14 protein-coding genes and 2 tRNA genes are annotated in these 20,069 nt (G+C 53.5%); 6 read left to right on the forward strand and 10 right to left on the reverse strand.

The annotated features are described in order from the left end of the window. Positions 1-283 precede the first annotated feature (283 nt). The 3 genes from nac (at position 284) to MY052_RS08910 (ending at position 3,966) form a co-directional block, all read left to right on the forward strand. Entirely contained in the window at positions 284-1,201 is a 918-nt protein-coding gene (gene nac, locus MY052_RS08900) for a nitrogen assimilation transcriptional regulator NAC (protein ID WP_035897643.1), read from the forward strand. 102 nt (positions 1,202-1,303) lie between these two features. Continuing rightward, positions 1,304-2,254 carry an HTH-type transcriptional regulator Cbl gene (cbl, locus tag MY052_RS08905; RefSeq protein WP_123652772.1) on the forward strand — a complete coding sequence of 317 codons (951 nt, stop codon included), beginning with the start codon at positions 1,304-1,306 and terminating at the stop codon, positions 2,252-2,254. 185 nt (positions 2,255-2,439) lie between these two features. Further along, the gene (locus MY052_RS08910; protein WP_420828633.1) at positions 2,440-3,966 is read left to right on the forward strand and encodes an alpha/beta hydrolase; all 1,527 of its coding nucleotides are present in this window, start codon (positions 2,440-2,442) and stop codon (positions 3,964-3,966) included. Here the strand turns inward: MY052_RS08910 and MY052_RS08915 are convergent. From MY052_RS08915 to MY052_RS08930, 4 genes are all read right to left on the reverse strand, one after another. Beyond that, the gene (locus MY052_RS08915; protein ID WP_115073910.1) at positions 3,958-4,890 is read right to left on the reverse strand and encodes a nucleoside recognition domain-containing protein; all 933 of its coding nucleotides are present in this window, start codon (positions 4,888-4,890) and stop codon (positions 3,958-3,960) included. The two genes, MY052_RS08910 and MY052_RS08915, sit on opposite strands and share 9 nt — an antisense overlap. Before the next feature lie 132 nt (positions 4,891-5,022). After that, positions 5,023-5,946: an acyltransferase gene (locus MY052_RS08920; RefSeq protein WP_248538622.1), complete on the reverse strand. Its 924-nt coding sequence runs from the start codon at positions 5,944-5,946 to the stop codon at positions 5,023-5,025. Positions 5,947-5,984: 38 nt separating this feature from the next. Further along, the gene (locus tag MY052_RS08925) at positions 5,985-9,047 is read right to left on the reverse strand and encodes an efflux RND transporter permease subunit (protein WP_248538624.1); all 3,063 of its coding nucleotides are present in this window, start codon (positions 9,045-9,047) and stop codon (positions 5,985-5,987) included. Beyond that, positions 9,047-10,132 carry an efflux RND transporter periplasmic adaptor subunit gene (locus tag MY052_RS08930; RefSeq protein ID WP_248538626.1) on the reverse strand — a complete coding sequence of 362 codons (1,086 nt, stop codon included), beginning with the start codon at positions 10,130-10,132 and terminating at the stop codon, positions 9,047-9,049. Before MY052_RS08930 ends, MY052_RS08925 begins: the two co-directional genes overlap by 1 nt. A gap of 521 nt (positions 10,133-10,653) precedes the next feature. On the opposite strand from MY052_RS08930, the gene MY052_RS08935 reads away from it, so the two are divergent. Next, positions 10,654-11,085: a universal stress protein gene (locus MY052_RS08935; protein WP_035895065.1), complete on the forward strand. Its 432-nt coding sequence runs from the start codon at positions 10,654-10,656 to the stop codon at positions 11,083-11,085. A gap of 50 nt (positions 11,086-11,135) precedes the next feature. Continuing rightward, positions 11,136-13,823 carry a cation-transporting P-type ATPase gene (locus MY052_RS08940; protein WP_248538628.1) on the forward strand — a complete coding sequence of 896 codons (2,688 nt, stop codon included), beginning with the start codon at positions 11,136-11,138 and terminating at the stop codon, positions 13,821-13,823. A gap of 67 nt (positions 13,824-13,890) precedes the next feature. Here the strand turns inward: MY052_RS08940 and MY052_RS08945 are convergent. Together MY052_RS08945 and mtfA are read right to left on the reverse strand one after the other, a co-directional pair. After that, a tRNA-Asn gene (locus tag MY052_RS08945) sits at positions 13,891-13,966 on the reverse strand. A gap of 100 nt (positions 13,967-14,066) precedes the next feature. Then, positions 14,067-14,861 (reverse strand): DgsA anti-repressor MtfA, encoded by a 795-nt coding sequence (gene mtfA, locus MY052_RS08950; protein ID WP_248538630.1) that lies wholly within the window; start codon positions 14,859-14,861, stop codon positions 14,067-14,069. A 93-nt stretch (positions 14,862-14,954) separates the two neighbouring features. Here mtfA and MY052_RS08955 point away from each other — a divergent pair. After that, positions 14,955-15,044, forward strand: a tRNA-Ser gene (locus tag MY052_RS08955). Positions 15,045-15,189: 145 nt separating this feature from the next. Here the strand turns inward: MY052_RS08955 and MY052_RS08960 are convergent. From MY052_RS08960 to fumA, 4 genes are all read right to left on the reverse strand, one after another. Beyond that, positions 15,190-15,933 (reverse strand): molybdate ABC transporter permease subunit, encoded by a 744-nt coding sequence (locus tag MY052_RS08960; RefSeq protein ID WP_248538921.1) that lies wholly within the window; start codon positions 15,931-15,933, stop codon positions 15,190-15,192. A 14-nt stretch (positions 15,934-15,947) separates the two neighbouring features. Beyond that, positions 15,948-16,856 (reverse strand): extracellular solute-binding protein, encoded by a 909-nt coding sequence (locus MY052_RS08965; protein WP_248538632.1) that lies wholly within the window; start codon positions 16,854-16,856, stop codon positions 15,948-15,950. 334 nt (positions 16,857-17,190) lie between these two features. Continuing rightward, positions 17,191-17,751 carry an Ail/Lom family outer membrane beta-barrel protein gene (locus MY052_RS08970; protein WP_035895060.1) on the reverse strand — a complete coding sequence of 187 codons (561 nt, stop codon included), beginning with the start codon at positions 17,749-17,751 and terminating at the stop codon, positions 17,191-17,193. A gap of 663 nt (positions 17,752-18,414) precedes the next feature. Beyond that, positions 18,415-20,064 (reverse strand): class I fumarate hydratase FumA, encoded by a 1,650-nt coding sequence (gene fumA / locus MY052_RS08975; RefSeq protein ID WP_248538634.1) that lies wholly within the window; start codon positions 20,062-20,064, stop codon positions 18,415-18,417. Positions 20,065-20,069: the final 5 nt, after the last annotated feature.

The following is a 20,069-nucleotide window of genomic DNA, read 5'->3' on the forward strand; positions in this document are numbered from 1 at the left end:
TCGATGTCACCCCGGCTTGTCAAAGGGTGAAAAGCGCTAATAAGTTCGTTTGCTGACAATTTCAGCAATCAAGCCTCATTTGCTGTTTTTTTGACTGATTTGCACCGTGAAAGTGCAGAAGTACCCCTTATGGGGCAGATCGCAATCTTCTGATAGCCGCTAGAAAACGCCTGAACCATAGGTTTCCACGGATTTATTGGCAATTTTAAAATTGGCAAGCATTTTGCACCTCCTCCGATTACTTAATGCCAGCGTGGCAGTGGATGTTGAACCGGAGGCAAAAATGAACTTAAGACGGCTGAAGTATTTTGTGAAAATCGTCGATATCGGCAGTCTGACTCAGGCCGCTGAAGTGTTACATATCGCCCAGCCCGCTTTGAGCCAGCAGGTCGCGACGCTGGAGGGGGAGCTGGATCAGCAGCTGCTGATTCGGACTAAGCGCGGTGTGACGCCAACGGAAGCCGGCAAAGTGCTATATACCCATGCGCGTACCATCTTGCGCCAGTGCGAACAGGCACAGTTGGCGGTGAATAACGTTGGGCAGACGCTCAGCGGCACGGTATCCATCGGCCTTGCGCCGGGAACGGCGGCGTCATCGATTACCATGCCGTTGCTACAGGCGGTACGTAATGAGCTGCCGGAAGTGCTGGTTTATCTGCACGAAAACAGTGGCACCGTACTTAACGACAAGCTGCTGAACGGCCAACTGGATATGGCGGTGCTTTACGATCGCGCACCGCTTGCCGGGATCGTCAGCCAGCCGCTGCTGAAAGAAGACCTTTACCTGGTCGGAACACGCGATTGCCCGGGGCAGAGCGTTGATCTTACCGCGGTAGCGGAAATGAATCTTTTCCTGCCGCGTGATTACAGCGCCGTGCGGGCCCGTGTGGACGAAGCCTTCTCGCTGCGTCGCTTAACCGCCAAAATTATTGGCGAGATTGAGTCTATCTCAACGCTGACGGCGGCTATTGCCAGCGGTATGGGCGTGACGGTACTGCCGGAATCGGCAGCGCGTTCACTGTGTAGCGCCGCAAATGGCTGGATGGCGCGGATCACCACGCCATCGATGAGCCTGCCGCTGTCGTTAAACGTGTCGGCACGCGGTCAACTGACCCCGCAGGCGCAGGCGGTGAAAGAAATACTGATGTCACTGGTCAGTCGCCCTATGTTGGATAATCGTGAATTACTGTTGGTGAGCTAAGCTTATATTCCATTCAGATATAACTTGCTGGTTTTTATTATTTGTTCACGAGGGCATCAGACTTTAACAATAGCTGAACGTCTGATTGACCCGGAGAGAAGCGTGAACTTCCAGCAGCTCAAAATTATTCGTGAAGCGGCGCGGCAGGATTACAACCTGACCGAAGTTGCCAATATGCTTTATACATCACAGTCCGGCGTAAGCCGGCATATCCGTGAGCTTGAAGAAGAGCTGGGGATTGAGATTTTTATCCGTCGCGGTAAACGCCTGTTAGGGATGACGGAGCCGGGCAAAGCCCTGCTGGTGATTGCCGAACGTATACTGAATGAGGCCAGTAACGTCCGACGTCTGGCCGATCTCTTTACCAACGATGCGTCCGGCGTGCTGACCATTGCCACGACGCATACTCAAGCCCGCTATAGTCTGCCGCCGGTTATCAAAGCGTTCCGGGAAATTTTTGAAGACGTGCGCCTGGAGTTAATTCAGGGCACGCCGCAGGAGATAGACGCGCTGCTGCATAACGGCGGAGCGGATATCGGTATTGCCAGTGAACGCTTAAGCAATGACGCGACGCTGGTGGCCTTCCCCTGGTTCCGCTGGCACCACAGCCTGCTGGTACCAAAGGATCACCCCCTCACGCATACCACCCCGCTGACGCTGGAAGCTATCGCCCGCTGGCCGCTGATTACCTATCGCCAGGGAATTACCGGGCGCTCACGCATTGACGAGGCATTCAACCGCAAGGGCCTTACGCCGGATATTGTGCTAAGCGCGCAGGACTCCGACGTGATTAAAACTTACGTTGATCTGGGGCTGGGGATTGGTCTGGTAGCCGAACAGTCTGGAGATGCGCAAGAGTCCGGGAACCTGGTGCGGCTGGATACGCATCATCTGTTTGATGCCAATACGGTCTGGCTGGGGCTTAAGCGCGGTCAGCTTCAGCGCAACTACGTATGGCGCTTTATCGAGCTCTGTAACGCCGGGTTGTCGCTCGAGGAGATCAAGCGCCAGGCCATGGAACTGGAAGAGACCGTACTGGATTACCAGATTTAACGCCGCGCCCCAGCCTGGGGCGCGCGGGTTTTTATCCCACCATGTCATTGCTTCTCTTTAACTCATTATATTCTGGGCCCACAAACTGGAGCCTGGTTTAGTCTATGTTTAAAAGGCACATCGCAGGATCGCTTTTGATTTTGTGATAACCCCTTTGCGAACAGAGAGATGATTCGGATAGCACTATGGCAATGATGCGTTTAACACGACTGCTGGATACGTCTGGCAAGACCATTATCTCGTGGGGGAAAAGGGCGTTTATCGGCCTGATGGTGGTCGTCATTGTCTTTTTCATTGGTCGTGTATACGAATCGCAACGTGGCCCGGCGCTGCACCGCTGGCATACCTGGACGGCGGATGAAATGACCGCCAGTGAGATAGACCATGCGACGTTTGCCGATTATCAAGCGCGGGAAACGACAATTTTTCGCGATCTGAAAAGCAAAGTGACGGATACGCTGAATGATGATGAAAAGACGCCGATTAACCGTTTTTACAGCCAAAGCCTGGTTTATCCGGGTAAGTTTCAGCCTGACTGGAATCGCTCTTTTGTCTTGCTGCCGCAGGGGAAACCTCGCGGCGTGGCGGTGTTGCTCCATGGCCTGACCGATTCCCCCTACAGCGTGCATTATCTGGCACAACGTTATCAGCAACAGGGGTTTGTTGCCGTCGTCCCGAGACTGCCAGGGCACGGCACGGCGCCGGGGGCGTTAACCGGAGTCGACCGTGAGCAGTGGATAGCGACAACCCGTATGGCCGTGCGTGAAGCAACTCGGCTGGCGGGAAATGATGTGCCGCTGCATATTGTCGGCTACTCCAACGGCGGGGCGCTGGCGATGAAATACGCCCTTGATAGCCTTGAGGATAGTTCGCTGCGTCGGCCACAACAGATAATTTTGCTATCGCCGATGATCGGTGTGACCGCTTTCGCGCGTTTTGCCGGGCTGGCTGGATTACCGGCGATTTTCCCCGCCTTTGCCCGCGCGGCGTGGCTCAACGTTGTACCGGAGTTTAATCCGTATAAATACAACTCTTTCCCGGTCAAGGCTGCGCGCCAGTCGTGGCTGCTGTCTCAGGCGTTGCAGCAGCAAATTGTGCAGGAGGCGCAGAGCAAGCGGCTGGCGGCGCTGGCGCCGGTATTAACGTTCCAGTCCATTATGGATTCGACGGTGAGTACCCGAGCGGTGGTGGATTCGCTGTATCGCTATCTGCCGGATAACGGCAGTGAACTGGTGATTTTTGATATTAACCAGGCAGCCAATTTACGCGCGTTGTTCCGACCAACATTATATTCCGCCGTGAATACGTTACTGCCACCTGCGCCACGTCCTTACCGGACCACCGTCATTACCAATACCGACTCTGGCACCAACGAAACGGTGGCTCGCACGACGCCAGCTGGGGCACAAGACGAAACCGTAACGCCATCGCATATCGCCTGGCCGCAGGATATGTATTCGCTGTCTCATATAGCGGTGCCGTTCCCATTGACCGACTCGCTCTATGGCCGCGAGCCAGCGGAGAAAAATCGCTATGGCATCAGCATAGGCACTATTTCGCTACGCGGAGAGACCGCTACGTTGAGCGTTGGCCTGGACACGCTGATGCGCGTGACCTCCAATCCATTTTTCCCCTGGATGATGACGCGCATTCAACAGCATATTGATTGTAGTCACCAGACCAATGTGGCGGCCTGCCTCCGGTCAGAATAGCGTGACGTGCAAAAGGGTGCGGATGATGATTCCAGCAAGGGCACCCGTCGCCGCAAAGCGGAACAGGCGGACGAAGCGTGAGCTGACGCCTAAAAAGATGCCGATGCCGGGAAGATCAAAGGTCTGAATTAACAGTCCGGCAGAGGCGTTAATCTGGCTGACGGTGACTTTGCCCTGCTGGACCATCTCAGAGACGACGCCAAAGTAAGCGGTGCCACCAGCCACGCATTTAACCAGCGCAGGCAGCACGAAGTTAACCGGAATATTCAGCCACAGCAGCAGCGGCATCAGCAGTTGCTGGAGCATTTCAATCAGGCCCGCTTTCTGCATTACTCCGACGATAGCCAGTGAAAGAATAAGCATCGGGACGGCACCGAGCGCCAGGCGAATGGCATCGGAGCCCGCGCTGTTAATAACCGAAATGATCCCCTGATTATTTTTCTCGGCGTCGGGCAGCGCCTCGGCGCGGGCACTCTCAACCATCGAGAGCCGGCGACCGGTAACGTGCCAGGTAACGGCGGCCGCGCACAGTCCCCCGACAATGGAAATGACGATAGAGGCCAGCCAATGCAGGCCAAAAGGGGTCAGCGGATAGAAGACGTTTCCCTGGCCCATCGCAAAGAGCATCGCCAGCGTAGCGGCCATCTGCCGGTCAGAAACGCCGCGTTTGTCCATAATGGCGAGGGTAGCCAGCGGCGCGGCGAAGCTCACAAAGTTCATCTGTATCAGCGCAAAGGCGCTCATTCCGGTCAGGCCAAACGGTTTGAGAAGTGGGGCAAGCCAGCGCACGATAACGTCCAGTACACCGCGCACTTCCAGATATTTCATGACAATGAGCATAACCACCATAATCGGCAGCAGCGTATAAAGCGCTACGTCGACGGAGGTCTTCCCTGCCGACATAATAATGCTGATGAAGTCCATCTAATTCTCAATCACTGCGGGAAGTAAGGATAGTTAGCGCCATCATAATACCAGCAGCAAGGAAGTGAAATCACCGTGGCGTATTTCTCTGTCCTGGAATTGGGGGCTAACTGTACTGCTCATCCCGCGCATTCAAAGCGTAATGACTTTTTTCATCACCGAATGGGATAGCACCAGCATTGAAATGGCGACGGAAAGAATAAATGTCAGCACTATCAGCATTAATTTCGTGCCTAACGAGCTAATGGGGATAAGCGCCGTCAGCAGGTGGAATACCGAATAGTGAAGGATATAGACGCCGGTCATTGTTTTACTGATGGTGGCCAGAATGGTCTCTTTAAGCTCGCTGTTTTTGCGAAATTGCACGCCGTTCGCGGCAATAACCAGCGCTAAGACCAATATATAGATTTGTGAGCCGGTAAGAATGAACGCATTTCTGTCGGCCTTAAACAGCGCGAAAAAGAAATGACGCTCATAAAACCAGGTGAAGAGGTAAATAAACGGTATGGCGATCATCGCGGCCCTGACGACTTTTTTACTGGTGAGCCATTGGGTCACCATTGGATCGCTGAACAGCTGGCCGGTCAGGTAAAAAAGTAACCAGGTCCACAAACGGTACTGCGGTGCCAGGCTCAGCGCGTGAACGTTAGGGTAGAGTGCAGCCAACAGGTCGTAGGCGTAAGAGAACAGCAGCAGCAAAAATACCGTGATGAAGAACAGCTTGCGTCGTTGACTGAGCCACTCAATTAACGGGTGAAAGGTGTAAATCACAATAAAAGAAAATACAAACCACGGCTGAATGAGATAGCCGCGCTGGTAGGGTTCCCAAAGGTAGTAAATTGTCACCCAGAACAGGAAGACGATGACCACGCTTTTAATTTTTCCCATTTGCCACTGTGCATTATGCCGGGATTGAGAATCCAGATACCCGGCGACCACAAAAAACAGCGGTGTGGCAATGGTTGAAATAAACGTCAGAAAGCCGAGGATCCAGTGATAGTCATAATCATAATGATCCCAGGTGTTATAGATAGTAAAAAACGTTACTGCCGTCATGCATCCCAGCGTTTTTATGATGTTCAACCCAGTCGTATTCATTGTTGTGGCTTTATATCCTTATGATGGAAACAGGCGTAAATCACTGGCAGCACCAGTAACGTCAGGATTGTCGCAAATCCGAGTCCAAACATAATAACCACAGCCATGCTCTGGAAGAAAACATCCAGCAGCAAAGGTGCGAGGCCGAGCACGGTGGTAAACGCGGTTAGCAGAATAGGGCGCAGGCGCGACGTTGCGGCATAGATAATGGCTTCCTGCTGCGCTTTTTCCTGCTTTTGCTGCTCAATTTCTTCAACCAGGACGATGCCGTTACGAATTAACATGCCGCTCAGGCTGAGCAGGCCTATCAGCGCCATAAAGCCGAAAGGGATCCCGGTAATTAAAAAGCCCGGCGTGACGCCAATCAGTGCCAGCGGCACGGTAAGCCAAATGGCAATCGCATTCTTCAGCGAGCTGAACATCAGCACGGTGATGACAAACATGACCAGATAGCCCAACGGTAGCGTCGTGAACAGCCCCTGTTGCGCTTCGCTGGAACTCTCGGCGTCACCGCCCCATTCAATGCTGTAACCGTGGGGAAGGGCAAGCGCATCAATCTTTGGCTTCACGCGGGCCAGGATATCGCCCGAGGTTTGGTTACTGAGCGGGTCTGGATCGGTCTGAACCGTCAACACGCGGCTACGGTCGCGGCGCAGAATGAGCGGATCTTCCCATTCAAGGTTAAAGCCGCTCACCACGTTGCTGAGTGGAATGTATTGCTGACGGCTTTGGCTCCAGACCAGGACATTGTTCAGATGGTTGGCATCCTGACGTTCAGCGGCGGGTGGGCGCACAATGACCGGTAGCAGATCGGCCCCTTCACGATAAAGTCCAGCGCGGCTACCGGAGAAGTTCATCTCCAGCGCGTTATCGATATCCTGTTTATCCACGCCCAGCTCGCGGCCTAATGCGGCAGAATATTGCGGGCGTATCACTTTGCTGCGGTTTTGCCAGTCGTTACGCACGCCGTCAGTGGCCGGGTCCGCGGATAAAATATCGCTCACCTGACTGGCAAGCAGGCGAAGCCGGTCGGGGTCAGGGCCTTTAATACGAACTTCAATCGCGCTATCACCGGAAGGGCCGAACATCACCCGTTTGGTACTGGCGTTAACCTGTGGGTAGTTGCGCGCAATATAGCTATCAACGTGCTGCGTCAGGGCGGAAATTTTGCGCTGATCGTCCATCCGCACCATGATCTGCGCGTAGTTGCTGTATTGCCGTTGGCCGCTGTAGGTGAGGATGAAACGCATGCTGCCCTGACCGACGGTAGCAATCGTGGTGACGACACCCGGCTGACCGTTAATTGAGGTTTCAATATCGCTGGCCATCTGCTCGGTTGCAGCAATATCGGTGCCGTAGGGCAGCCAGAGATCAACGAAGAAAATGGGCGTATTAGAGGAGGGGAAAAAGTTCTGCCGAACTGAACCAAACCCCCATATTGAAGCAGCCAATAGCACAACCATCACCGCCAGAGTTATGGCTTTACGCATCAACAGCGTGCGCAGAATTTGCTGATAAAGGCGATAAAAGCGGCCCGCGTACGGGTCGGTATCCGTTTGCTCTGTGGGCTGAGGTTGACCTTTTGATTGCCACCATTTAATCAACACCGGCGTAATGGTCAGCGCGGAGAACCAGCTCAGCATGAGTGAAATCAGCAGAACCTGGAACAGGGATTTACAGTATTCACCAGTGGAGTCCTGCGACAGGCCAATGGGCGCAAAAGCAAGAATGGCAATGACGGTGGCCCCGAGCAGCGGCAGCGCCGAGCGGCGAATGACGTAGTTAATGGCCGCGAGCTGCGTCGAACCCTGCTGGCGGGCAATCATCACCCCTTCGACGATAACGATAGCGTTATCGACCAGCATACTCAGCGCGATGATGAGCGCTCCCAGAGAAATACGCTGTAGTTCAATGCCCCAGAGATACATGATAAGCAGTGTGCCCAGCACGTTGAGCGCCAGCGACAGGGCGATGATAATACCGCTGCGGATGCCCATGAAAATGAGCAGCACGCCAACGACAATCGCCAGCGCCATCAGGAAGTTAGTAATAAAGCCGTTCACCGAGTGGGCCACTTCTGCCGCCTGGTCGTAGAACAGGTCAATCTTAATGCCTGCCGGTTTTTCCGCCGACATCTGCTCAAGTTTCTGCTCGAGCGCGCGGCCAACATCCACCACGTTAACACCGGGAATAAACGAGACCCCCATGGTGACGGCCTGTCGCCCATTGGCGTGGTAAATGCTTGATGGTGACTCACTGAGCCCGCGCGACAGCGTGGCAATATCGCGTAGCCGCGTTGCGGCACCGGAGCCATGCGGGCTGATGAGCAAATCGCTAAGCTCATCAATATTTTCAAACTCGCCCGTAGGATGCAGACGAATGGACTCGCTGCCGGATTTTATCTCCCCGGCGTTGGATACGACGTTCAAACGGCTAAGGGTGGCGGCTAACTGGTTTAGCGTAATACCGCGGGCAGCCATTTTCGCCAGCGAAATATCAATATTGATTTGTTGGGGAATGGCGCCGCCGATAGCGACTTTGCCTACTCCGGGAACCAGCACCAGTTCGCGTCTGAGCTGCTCGGCGTAGCGAACCAGCTCTGGATTGCTGTAGCTATCTCCCGAGAGAGCAAAGAAAAAACCGAAGACATCACCGAAATCATCGTTCACAAAGGGAGACGCCACGCCGGGAGGGAAGAGGCGCGCGGCGTCGCCGACTCTACGGCGCAGTTCATCCCAGATTTGCGGCAGTTCGCTGGAGTGATAGTTCGATGCGATATTGACGGTGATTTGCGATAGCCCATTGGAGGAAATTGAACTGACGTTATCCAGATAAGGCAACTGCTGCAGCGCATTTTCCAGCGGTAACGTCACCTCCTCTTCAACCTGTTGCGCCGATGCGCCCGGATAGTGGGTGACGACCACGGCAGTTTTAATGGTAAACGCCGGGTCTTCAAGGCGACCAATGTTCAGCAGGGCGAAAATGCCCCCGATGCCCAGCAGTAAGATAGTGAGCCAGACGCGCACGGGGTTGTTAATAAACTGGCGAGAGATATCCATTACAAACCTCGTTCACGCGTCCAGATTCTCACCGGCTGCTGCGCACGCAATTCGCTGACGCCTGCCGCCACGACACGATCGCCGACGCTCAGCCCATCGGTAATCACTACGCCCTGTGAGGTCACCTGGCCTACGCTAACTTTTCTGTCTTCGAGATGGAGCGCCTCGCCTTCACCTTTGACCAGCCAGACGTGCGGCTCATTACGCTGGCGGTTATCGGGATTAAAAACGGCTTCAACCGGCACCACCACGGCGTGTTCGCCCTCGCTTGCGGGAAGATTTGCCAGGTTCACCGTGACGGTACCGCTGACGCCGCCGACGGAGGGGAAATCATCCGGGCGCGGCATGGTCAGGATAATTTGCCAGGTCAGGGTGCTGGCGTCGCTGCTGCCAGTGTGCTCTTTATATTCGGCGGTGAACTGCCTGTCCGGCAGGGTGTTGATCCTGACGACCGGCCGGTATTGCGCATTACGGATATCAATGGCGGTAAACAGATTTTCCGGGACGCTGAAAACAACGTCCAGCAGATCGGTTCGCGTCAGGGTGACGATAGGCTGCCCGGCGGCCACCACCTGGTGGTTTCGCACTGGTACACTGGCAGCCACTCCGCTGAACGGCGCGGTCAGCGTCATCTGAGAGAGTTCTTCCTGGGCAATTTTTAGGGCGGCGTTGGCGGAGTCACGGCTCGCTCGCTGGATATCCATTTCTGCTTTTGAAATGGCCTGACGGCCAGCCAGCGTCTGGAAGCGGTCAAACTGCCGCTGGGCGAGCGTTGCGGCGGTCTGCCGTTCGTTTAACCGTTGCTGTGCCTCTCGGGCATTCAGGCGGGCGAGTGTCTGCCCCTGAGTAATGTTGGCTCCCTGGCGCACGTCGAGCGCTTCTATCTGACCGCCCCGCTTGAACGACAGGTCGGTAGAGTCGCCAGACTCAATGCGGGCAGGGAAAATACGCTGCTGTGAAGCGCCAATGGCAACCACTTCCACGACTTTCACCATCTTCGGTTGCGGTGTAACTTGTGGCGCTTTCTGGTCGCAAGCCGTTGTTATTAAAATAACAATGGGAATGAGAGAAAAATAACGGTTCACAGTATTCCCCTCGGAATTTAAGGACGTATTTTACATATTGTTCACAATCTTTGGTTTTAATTAGCCAACGCAGATACTACGAAATAGGTGAATAGGCCTGAAGCAGTGCAGGCAATTATTGCTAGTGCAATAAACAAGGCCAGGCGAAATAAACTGTAGCCGAACATTATCCCTCCTTCAGCACCAATCATTTGATGATTACATTCTTATCTACATAATTATTGGATGATTTTCGCAAGACGCAGTGACGCCTGTTAATGAGCATAGTCGCAGAAAATCGAAAATGTTAAAAAGAGTAAAATTTGCGGCAATGTCGACGATTTGGCGGGTTTTATAGTTGAATTGACTGGCGCGTGCTGCCGCCATGATATTTTTCAATATATTAATTGGTGTCTTAATTGTATCGCACGCCGTGTGCTACGTTTAGTTATGCCCTCATACCTCAATTCGAGATGTCTTTATCAGCGCCTTTCGTGGGCCATTTTTACTACCTGACATATTGGTTTATAAAAGGATTCTCTATGTATAAAAATATTCTTGTGCCGGTTGATGTGTTTGAAACTGGCCTCGCAGATAAAGCTTTATCCCACGCGCATTTTCTCGCACACAGTTCCTCCGGGAAAATTCATCTGCTGAACGTTATCCCTCCTTTTTCACCCGCACTGACGCGTGGGTTTATCGCCGATGCGAGAAAGATGGAAGAGTATCTAATTAAAAATTCGAAAGAAAAACTTGCCGAGCTCATTAACAAACTCTCGATTAAAGAAGACGAGGTGCAGATACATGTCCGCAGCGGCAACGTCCGCGATGAGGTGACAAAACTGGCCGATGAACTGAAGGCCGATGTCGTCATCGTAGGTTCTCGTAACCCCAATATTCAGACTCATCTTCTGGGATCAGAGGCCTCCGGTATCGTGCGTTATGCTCATGTGCCGGTATTTGTGGTGCGTTAAGAGCAGCCAATAGCTGTCCTGATTTCCGTTACAGGAGTGAGGAGATACGAATGAACACAGACAAACCGGGCAGCCCGTATTACCAGCTCTCCGTGGATGAAACCCTGACCAGCACCAACAGTGCGCCGGAAGGGATTAGCAGCGCAGAGGCCGCCGCACGATTGCAGCAATACGGCGAAAATGCGCTGCCGCAAAAAGCGGGTAAACCGGCGTGGCTGCGCTTTCTTGCCCACTTTAATGATGTGCTGATCTACGTTCTGCTGGCGGCGGCGTTGCTGACCGCCGTAATGGGGCATTGGGTCGATACGCTGGTTATTCTTGGCGTGGCGGTCATCAACGCCCTGATTGGTCATATTCAGGAGAGCAATGCGGAGAAATCACTGCAGAGCATCCGCAATATGCTTTCCAGCGAGGCGGTGGTGATTCGCCAGGGGAATCATGAAACCATTCCCACCACGGCGTTAGTGCCTGGCGATATTGTGGTTATCCGCGCCGGTGACCGTATCCCGGCTGACCTGCGGGTAATTGAGGCGCACAATCTACGGGTGGAGGAGGCGATCCTCACCGGTGAGTCGACGGTGGTGGAGAAAAACACCGACGCGCTCAGCGGAGAACTCCCGCTGGGTGACCGTACTAATCTGCTGTTTTCGGGGACGACGGTGAGCTCCGGCGGCGGTAAAGGTCTGGTGGTGGCCACCGGTGGTGATACCGAGCTTGGCCATATTAACCAGATGATGGCGGATATCGAGAAGCACCGAACCCCGCTGCTGGTGCAGATGGATAAGCTTGGTAAAGCGATATTTATCATCATTCTGGTGATGATGGCGGCGCTGTTTGTCTTTAGCCTGCTGTTCCGCGATATGCCGGTTTCCGAGCTGATGCTGTCGCTGATTAGCCTGGCGGTGGCTTCGGTACCGGAAGGGCTGCCGGCAATTATTTCGATTATTCTCTCGCTCGGCGTACAAACCATGGCGCGGCAGCAGGCGATTATTCGCAAACTGCCAACGGTGGAAACGCTGGGGGCCATGACGGTGATTTGCTCGGATAAAACCGGGACCCTGACCATGAACGAAATGACCGTTAAAGCCGTTATCACGGCGGACACGGTATATCGGGTTGAGGGGGACAGCTACGAACCGGTGGGGAATATTCATCCGGTTGATAGTGAAGAGCCTATTACCGTGGCGCCCGATACGCTGCTGGCTCGTTATCTACGGACTATCGACCTCTGTAATGACAGCCAGCTTATCAAGGATGAAAGCGGGCTATGGAAAATAACCGGTGGCCCAACGGAAGGGGCGCTGAAGGTGCTAGCGGCGAAAGTGACGTTGCCGGCCGTCTCGACTGAACTGCGCAGTAAAATTCCTTTCGACTCGCAGTACAAATACATGTCGACGCTCTACCGCATCGGCGATGAGGAGTCGATTCTCATCACCGGCGCGCCAGATGTATTGTTCCGTCTGTGCCAGCATCAGCAAACCGACCATGGGCTGGAGCCGCTCAACCAACCGTACTGGGAAGCGAAAATTGAGGAGTACGCGCGGGAAGGGCTGCGTATGGTCGCAGCGGCATGGAAACCGGCAGCGGAGGGGCAAACGGAGCTCACCCATCAGGATCTGCAGCAGGGCGTTATTTTGCTGGGGATTGCCGGGATGATGGATCCGCCACGGCCTGAAGCTATTACCGCGATCGGCGACTGTCTGCAGGCGGGGATCCGCGTGAAGATGATAACCGGCGACCACCCGCAAACGGCGATGAGTATTGGCAAAATGCTGGGGATCGGCAACGCGGGCAACGCCATTACCGGGCGCGAACTGGAAGTGATGGACGATATCCAGTTGAGCGAAGCGGCGCAGAAATTTGATATTTTTGCCCGTACCAGTCCGGAAGATAAATTCCGCCTGGTCCAGGCGCTGCAAAGTAAAAAAGAGGTGGTCGGGATGACCGGTGACGGGGTGAACGATGCCCCAGCGCTGAAGCAGGCCGATGTTGGTATCGCCATGGGGATTAAAGGCACTGAAGTGACCAAAGAGGCCGCTGATATGGTGCTTACCGACGATAACTTCGCCACGATTGCCAGCGCGGTCAGGGAAGGGCGCCGGGTTTACGATAACCTGAAGAAAACCATCCTTTTCATTATGCCGACGAACCTCGCGCAGGGGTTGCTTATCATTATCGCGCTGCTGGCAGGTAACTTAATCCCGCTCACGCCGGTGTTGATTCTGTGGATGAATATGGCCACCTCCGCCACGCTGTCGTTTGGCCTGGCGTTTGAAGCGGGTGAAAAGAACATCATGCGGCGTCCACCGCGCGATCCTAAGCTGCACGTCATGGACGGATTTGCTATCTGGCGCGTGATTTTTGTGGGCTCAATGATTGCCGTGAGCGCCTTTGTGCTGGAGGCCTGGCTACAGCCGCGTGGCTATTCACCTGAGTTTATTCGTACCGTGTTGCTGCAAACATTGGTGACCGCGCAGTGGTTCTATATGCTCAACTGTCGAGTCGCGGATGGTTTCTCGCTGAGTAAAGGCCTGCTGGCCAACCGCGGGATCTGGATAGTGAGTGGCGTACTGCTGGTGCTGCAATTGCTGATTATCTACGCGCCATTTATGCAGGTGTTGTTCGGTACCACAGGGCTGCCGTTCCGCTATTGGGTCATCACCTATATTATCGGGTTTGTCATGTTCCTGATAGTCGAAGTGGAGAAACCGCTGACCAGGAAATGGCGTACGACCTGATAGGTCGATTTCTGAAGCGTAGAAAAGCAAAAAGCCTGCTTAGTTTCCTAAGCAGGCTTTTTAAATTTGGCTCCTCTGACTGGACTCGAACCAGTGACATACGGATTAACAGTCCGCCGTTCTACCGACTGAACTACAGAGGAATCGTGTGAACGAGGCGCATAGTACTGGCACCCGATATTTGTGTCAACACTAAATTTAACTTGCTGATTCAAATGAATGAATTTAGCGCAAGATGCCGTTTTAGTGAACTACTGGTGAGTTTTTACCCAGTTCGCTGTTATCACGCAACCGCTGTAGAGGATCCTGGCGGTAGAAGCCGCAGAAACGTTGCCACAGGGCAGGGAAGCGTGGGGCGAAAAGTTCTGGCGCGCTGAAAAAATACTCAGATAAGACGGCAAAACATTCTGCGGGGTCGGTCGCCGCGTAGGCATCAATACTGGCAGCGTTTTCGCCAACTAAATCAATCTCATCCTGAATATTATTCATGGCTGCATGGAGGTCGTGTTCCCATCCTGCGACCTCGCGAAGCGGGATAAACGGCACGCCGCTGGCGCGGTCGCCATTACGGGCATCGAGCTTATGCGCCACTTCATGAATAATCAGATTAAAACCGGAGGCATCGAAAGAATCCTGAATATCGAGCCAGTTCAGCACGATGGGCCCCTGTTGCCAGCTCTGACCGGACTGCACCACGCGTTGGCTGTGGACCAGGCCAATATCGTCTTCCCACTCATCGTCCACGATAAAGGGAGCAGGGTAGATGAGAATTTCATGGAATCCATCCAGCCATTCAAGCCCAAGTTCGAGTACGGGCAGACAGAAAAGCAGGGCAATACGCGCCTCAATAATCGGCTCAGCCGTCAAACCTTGCAGAAACACCAGCCGTTTTTGTTGTAAAAAACGGTCGGCGAGCTGCACCAGCTTGAGTTGCTCGTCGTCAGAGAGATTGGCTAACAGCGGAATAGCCAGAGCCTGCGCCCATGGCATATTGCTTATTTCGACGGTATCACTTGCTTTCCAGGGCCATTTAATCATCGTTTTGCTCGCAAACTCGTCACTTGAACGCAATTGAGGAGACTGGGTCTGTTAAAATGCCAAATAACCTGGCATGATGGCAACCATCAAAACGGAGAGATGCCAGAGCGGCTGAATGGACCGGTCTCGAAAACCGGAGTAGGGGTAACTCTACCGGGGGTTCAAATCCCCCTCTCTCCGCCAATTTTCAACAAGTTATACTCCTCTCGTGCCCGTCAGACTTCCCTTTTTTTAAACGTCCACAGGATATTTTCGTAACCGCCTAGCGTCACTTCATTATGTCTGCAATTGTGACATTGAACACAGGAATATCGGATTCGCGACCGATTTACCGTACCTGGCGTCGGCCCAAGGCAAAGCACATCATCGGCAGCGGTAGCGTGACAATCAGCAGCATCCACAGCAGCGTATAGACGGCATCTACACCATCATTTTGCAGGTTAGTGTATAGCTTGACGGGGATACCCTGGGGGAAATAGGCGAAGATCATGACGATGCCAAACTCGCCAACGGCACGAACCCAGGCGAGCGTGACGGCGGAAGCCAGGCCGGGGAGGGCGATGGGCAGCGTCAGATAGCGAAAGCGATTCCATCCTGAGGCGCCAAGCGTCTGGCCAGCTTCAAGAATGTCTTTTGGCACGGTAGAAAACGCCGAACGCGCCACCACGATGAAATAGGGTAGTGAACCGTAAATCTGCGCCAGCACAAATGCCGCCGGGTTGTTGACCAGAGTTATCCCTATTTTTGAGACCCAGGAACCGACCAGCCCATAGGGCCCCAGCGCGGAAACCAGCAGGATCCCCATCGCCAGCGGTGGGGTTAGCAGGGGGATCATCACCAGCATCTCGGCAATTAACCGCCGTCGCCCCGTTGCCTGCGACAACCACCAGGCTGCGGGCAAGCCAATCGCGACCGTGATGCACAGCGCAAACCCACCCAGACCCATTGATACGGCAATCGCATTATCGTCACGCCATGCCAGCTGTAAATGTTGCCAGGGTGTGACGCTGAGCAGCGTCACAAACGGAATGCTGAGCAGGAGAATAGCGGGCAGCGAAAGCCAACCCGCTATTTTGCCAGGACGGCTTAGCGAGCGTATAGCGCATCCCCTTTCGGTTCCGCGTAGCCATACTGTTTAAACAGCGCCTGACCTTGTGGGCTTTGCATAAATTTGACGAACTTTTTGCCTTGTTCAACGCCGTTAGGTGCATTTTTCAGCACGGCAGCGTAAAACACCATTGGCTGAGTATGCAGAACCTGGTCTTTGCCCTTGCTGTCTTTAATGGTGAAGCTGACGGTGTCATACCACTGCTTTTCCATCGCTGGGTTACTCAGGTTAATTTCATCCGGCAGCGCAACATATGGCAGGTGCGCGGAGCGAATTTCGCTCTCATACGCTGCGGCGGCATCGACCTGACCACTTTCGAGACGGGTTAACAGACCGCCTTCCTGGTTCGTTTGCTGCGGGTTCTGGAGGCTACCGAGGATCTTCATCGCGATACCCGGTTGCTGATAATATTTTTCAGCCAGCATCAGGGTGAAGACGATATTCTGGCCTTTCGGATCGACATACGGGTCGGTGCGGCCAAAACTAATATCTTTTTTTGCCAGCAGATTGAGCCATGAGCCATCGTTCTTTTTGCTGGCTTCGGCAAACTGCTCGCCATATTTACCTTTTGGGTTGTACGCCAGCACCATGCTGGTGCTGGCCACAGGCACAGCATCGTCAATCAGCCCTGCATCCTTCAGGATCTGCATTGGACCTGGGTTGATAGAGACGAAGACATCGGCCTCAATCTTGTGGCTAGCGAGCAGACGAGCCATCCCGTAGGCCCCTTGTCCTTGCCCCTGATATTCACCGTTGTCTGCTTTGCTGAACGCCGGGCCCAGGCCCTGATCCATCACTTTGCCCATTGAACCGGCATAGGTGACACGGATGTCTTTGGCGAAAACCGTCGGGGTACATACCATCAGCGCTAAAATCCCGTACTTCATTTTTCCTGAAACCATTGCCCTGCCTCGTTATGTATTTTTTTACATATCGATTTTTCACGAAAAGGAGAGGAGGGGCAATGATGATGAAACGGTCGTTGAGCTTAAATTGAAAAAATACTCACTCTGGGGTAAATCTTGTATGTATCTGTTTCTGAATATGAAGGATTTATGCTCAGAACCGTTTAACGATAATATTGACGGCGAAAACCGTAGCCTGCGCGAGGCGTTCACGCCGCACCCGGGGATCTGGCGCCAGAGGTACAGAATAAGCGGGAAGGGAATGTGCTGGCGGCTTCTCAATCCGCAAAGATAAGAAGCCGCGCGTCGGAAAGTATCAGAAACGATAGCCTACGCCGATGTTAAAACCGTTGATGCTGTACTTGTCTTCGATATCGGCGGTGGTCCCTTCGTAACCGACGTTCACGGTCAGATTTTCGATTGGGTTAATGATGATGCCTGCGCCGTAAGCGAAAGAGGTTGAATCACGGGATTCGCTTTCACGATAGACTTCGTTGTTGCTCGATTCCAGCCATTTGACATCGATATCGGCTTTGGTACGCGCCGCACCGCCCAGCGCATACAGGGAGACATATTCGTTGATGCGGTAGGCTGGGCCGACTAACAGCGAGTAATACTTGACGTCGATATTGGTGTTGACGGAATCAGAGTCGACATAATAGTTCTGGTCCTGACTGCCGCTCATATAAGTAAATGAACCTACGACGCTGAACGGAGAATCAAATTCATAGCGATATTGCAGGTTAACACCGCGGATATTTTTGAAGTCCTGTACGTCAGCTTGAGCATAACCAATGGAAACGCTTTGGCTATCCGCAATGGCCATTCCACTTGCCAGACTCCCCAGGACCAATACTGCCAGAGATAGTTTTTTCAATTTATAAAACCCTTTAAAATTATTGTGTTGTGTTAATCAATGAGTTTGAAAAGCGCGGGGATTATATCGGGAATGTTTTTTCTGATGAACTACCTGAATTTATGGGATGAAACGGGAATAACGTTCTGGAGATGTTTCTGCAAGGGGGCGGGGTAATTAATTGCTTTATTGGGATGTTTCTTAAAATAGAATTAACCTCTATTGTGGCGTGGTCTCTTATACATGAATTTCAGGGGGGGCTGATATTTTTCAGTGAGGTGCGTGGTTCCGTTCACTTTGCATCAGGCGGAATATGAAGGCTCTTCACCGGTGAACGTGTTAAGGGGGATAACCGCATCCCCCTTAACAATCCCCGCGGCCCCGCGGGGAAATCGGTGCTTCGCACTACGCTCGCCTACGACTCCAGCCTGCGGCACGGCGAAACTCGACGTCGTGTCTCGGTTCGCCTCAGTCCGCCATCCATGGCGTCCTGACCTTGTCCTTCGTGCTACGGCTCGCCGATTTCCAGCGGGGGCTCATCGGTTTCAGTGACATTTGTGTTGGTTTTTGCTGTTAACTAAAAGACCGCAATGGAGCGATAAACCCAAATGCGTCTCCCCTTACCAGATAATTGTCCTCAACATTTACGTGCAAGAGACAGACCATAGCAGGGGGAGAACAAACTTATCGCTGAGAACACCCTGCACACTGCTTGTTCTGAATCTGCTGGAAGAAATCATTCCCTTTATCATCCACCAGAACAAATGCCGGGAAATTCTCCACTTCAATTTTCCAGATAGCTTCCATACCCAGCTCAGGATAGGCCACACACTCCAGGCTCTTAATGCTGGTTTGCGCCAGCACCGCCGCCGGGCCGCCGATACTGCCGAGATAGAAACCGCCGTGTTTATGACAGGCGTCGGTCACCTGCTGGCTGCGGTTTCCTTTTGCCAGCATCACCATACTGGCGCCGTGAGACTGCAACAGGTCAACGTAAGAGTCCATACGTCCTGCGGTGGTTGGGCCTAAGGAACCGGACGCGTAGCCTTCCGGCGTCTTGGCTGGGCCTGCGTAGTAGATTGGGTGATCTTTCACGTATTGCGGCAGTTCCTCCCCGTTATCCAACAGCTCTTTCAGCTTAGCGTGCGCAATATCGCGGGCAACGATAATGGTGCCGTTCAGCGAAAGGCGAGTGGATACCGGGTGAGCAGCAAGCTGCGCTAAGATCTCGCTCATCGGCTGGTTGAGATTGATGCTGACCGCAGCGCCTTCACCCTGCTGACGCAGTGCTTCAGGAATGTACTGCGCCGGGTTGTGCTCCAGTTTCTCAATCCAGATACCGTCGCGGTTGATTTTGGCTTTAATGTTACGGTCAGCAGAGCAGGAAACGCCCATGCCGATCGGACAGGATGCGCCGTGACGTGGCAGACGGACGACGCGGATATCGTGAGCGAAGTATTTACCGCCAAACTGTGCGCCGAGGCCGAGATTCTGCGCCTCGATCATCAGTTCTTTCTCCAGATTCACGTCTCGGAATGCCTGGCCGTGTTCGTTCCCTTCGGTTGGCAGACCGTCGTAATAACGGGTTGAAGCCAGTTTGACCGTTTTCAGCGTCACTTCAGCAGAAGTACCGCCAATCACGAACGCGATATGGTACGGCGGGCAGGCCGCGGTACCCAGGGTACGCATTTTTTCCACCAGGTAGTTTTTCAGCTTCGCTGGGGTAATCAGCGCTTTGGTTTCCTGATAGAGATAGGTTTTGTTCGCCGAGCCGCCGCCTTTGGCGATGCACAGGAATTTATACTCGTCTCCGTCGACGCTGTAGAGGTCAATCTGGGCGGGCAGGTTAGTCCCGGTATTCACCTCTTTATACATATCCAGCGCCGCGTTCTGCGAATAGCGCAGGTTGTCGGAGATATAGGTGTTGTACACGCCCTGAGACAGCGCGGCTTCATCGCCACCGCCGGTCCAGACGCGCTGGCCTTTTTTACCCATAATGATGGCGGTGCCGGTATCCTGACAGGTTGGCAGCACGCCTTTGGCGGCGATTTCGGAGTTACGCAGGAACTGCAGGGCGACGTATTTATCGTTTTCGCTGGCTTCCGGGTCATTCAGAATGGCGGCAACCTGTTTCTGATGAGAAGGACGCAGCATAAAGGCGGCATCGTGGAAGGCCTGCTGGGCAAGCAGCGTCAGCGCTTCAGGTTCAACTTTTAAGACGTCCTGACCGTCAAACTGGGCCACGGAAACGTGCTCACGACTGAGCAGATAGTATTCAGTGTCATCGTGAGACAGTGGGAAGGGGTTCTGGTAATAAAATGATTTATTCGACATAGCGC

It is taken from the genome of Kluyvera ascorbata (genome assembly GCF_023195735.1).
In the GTDB taxonomy this organism is placed as follows: domain Bacteria; phylum Pseudomonadota; class Gammaproteobacteria; order Enterobacterales; family Enterobacteriaceae; genus Kluyvera; species Kluyvera ascorbata.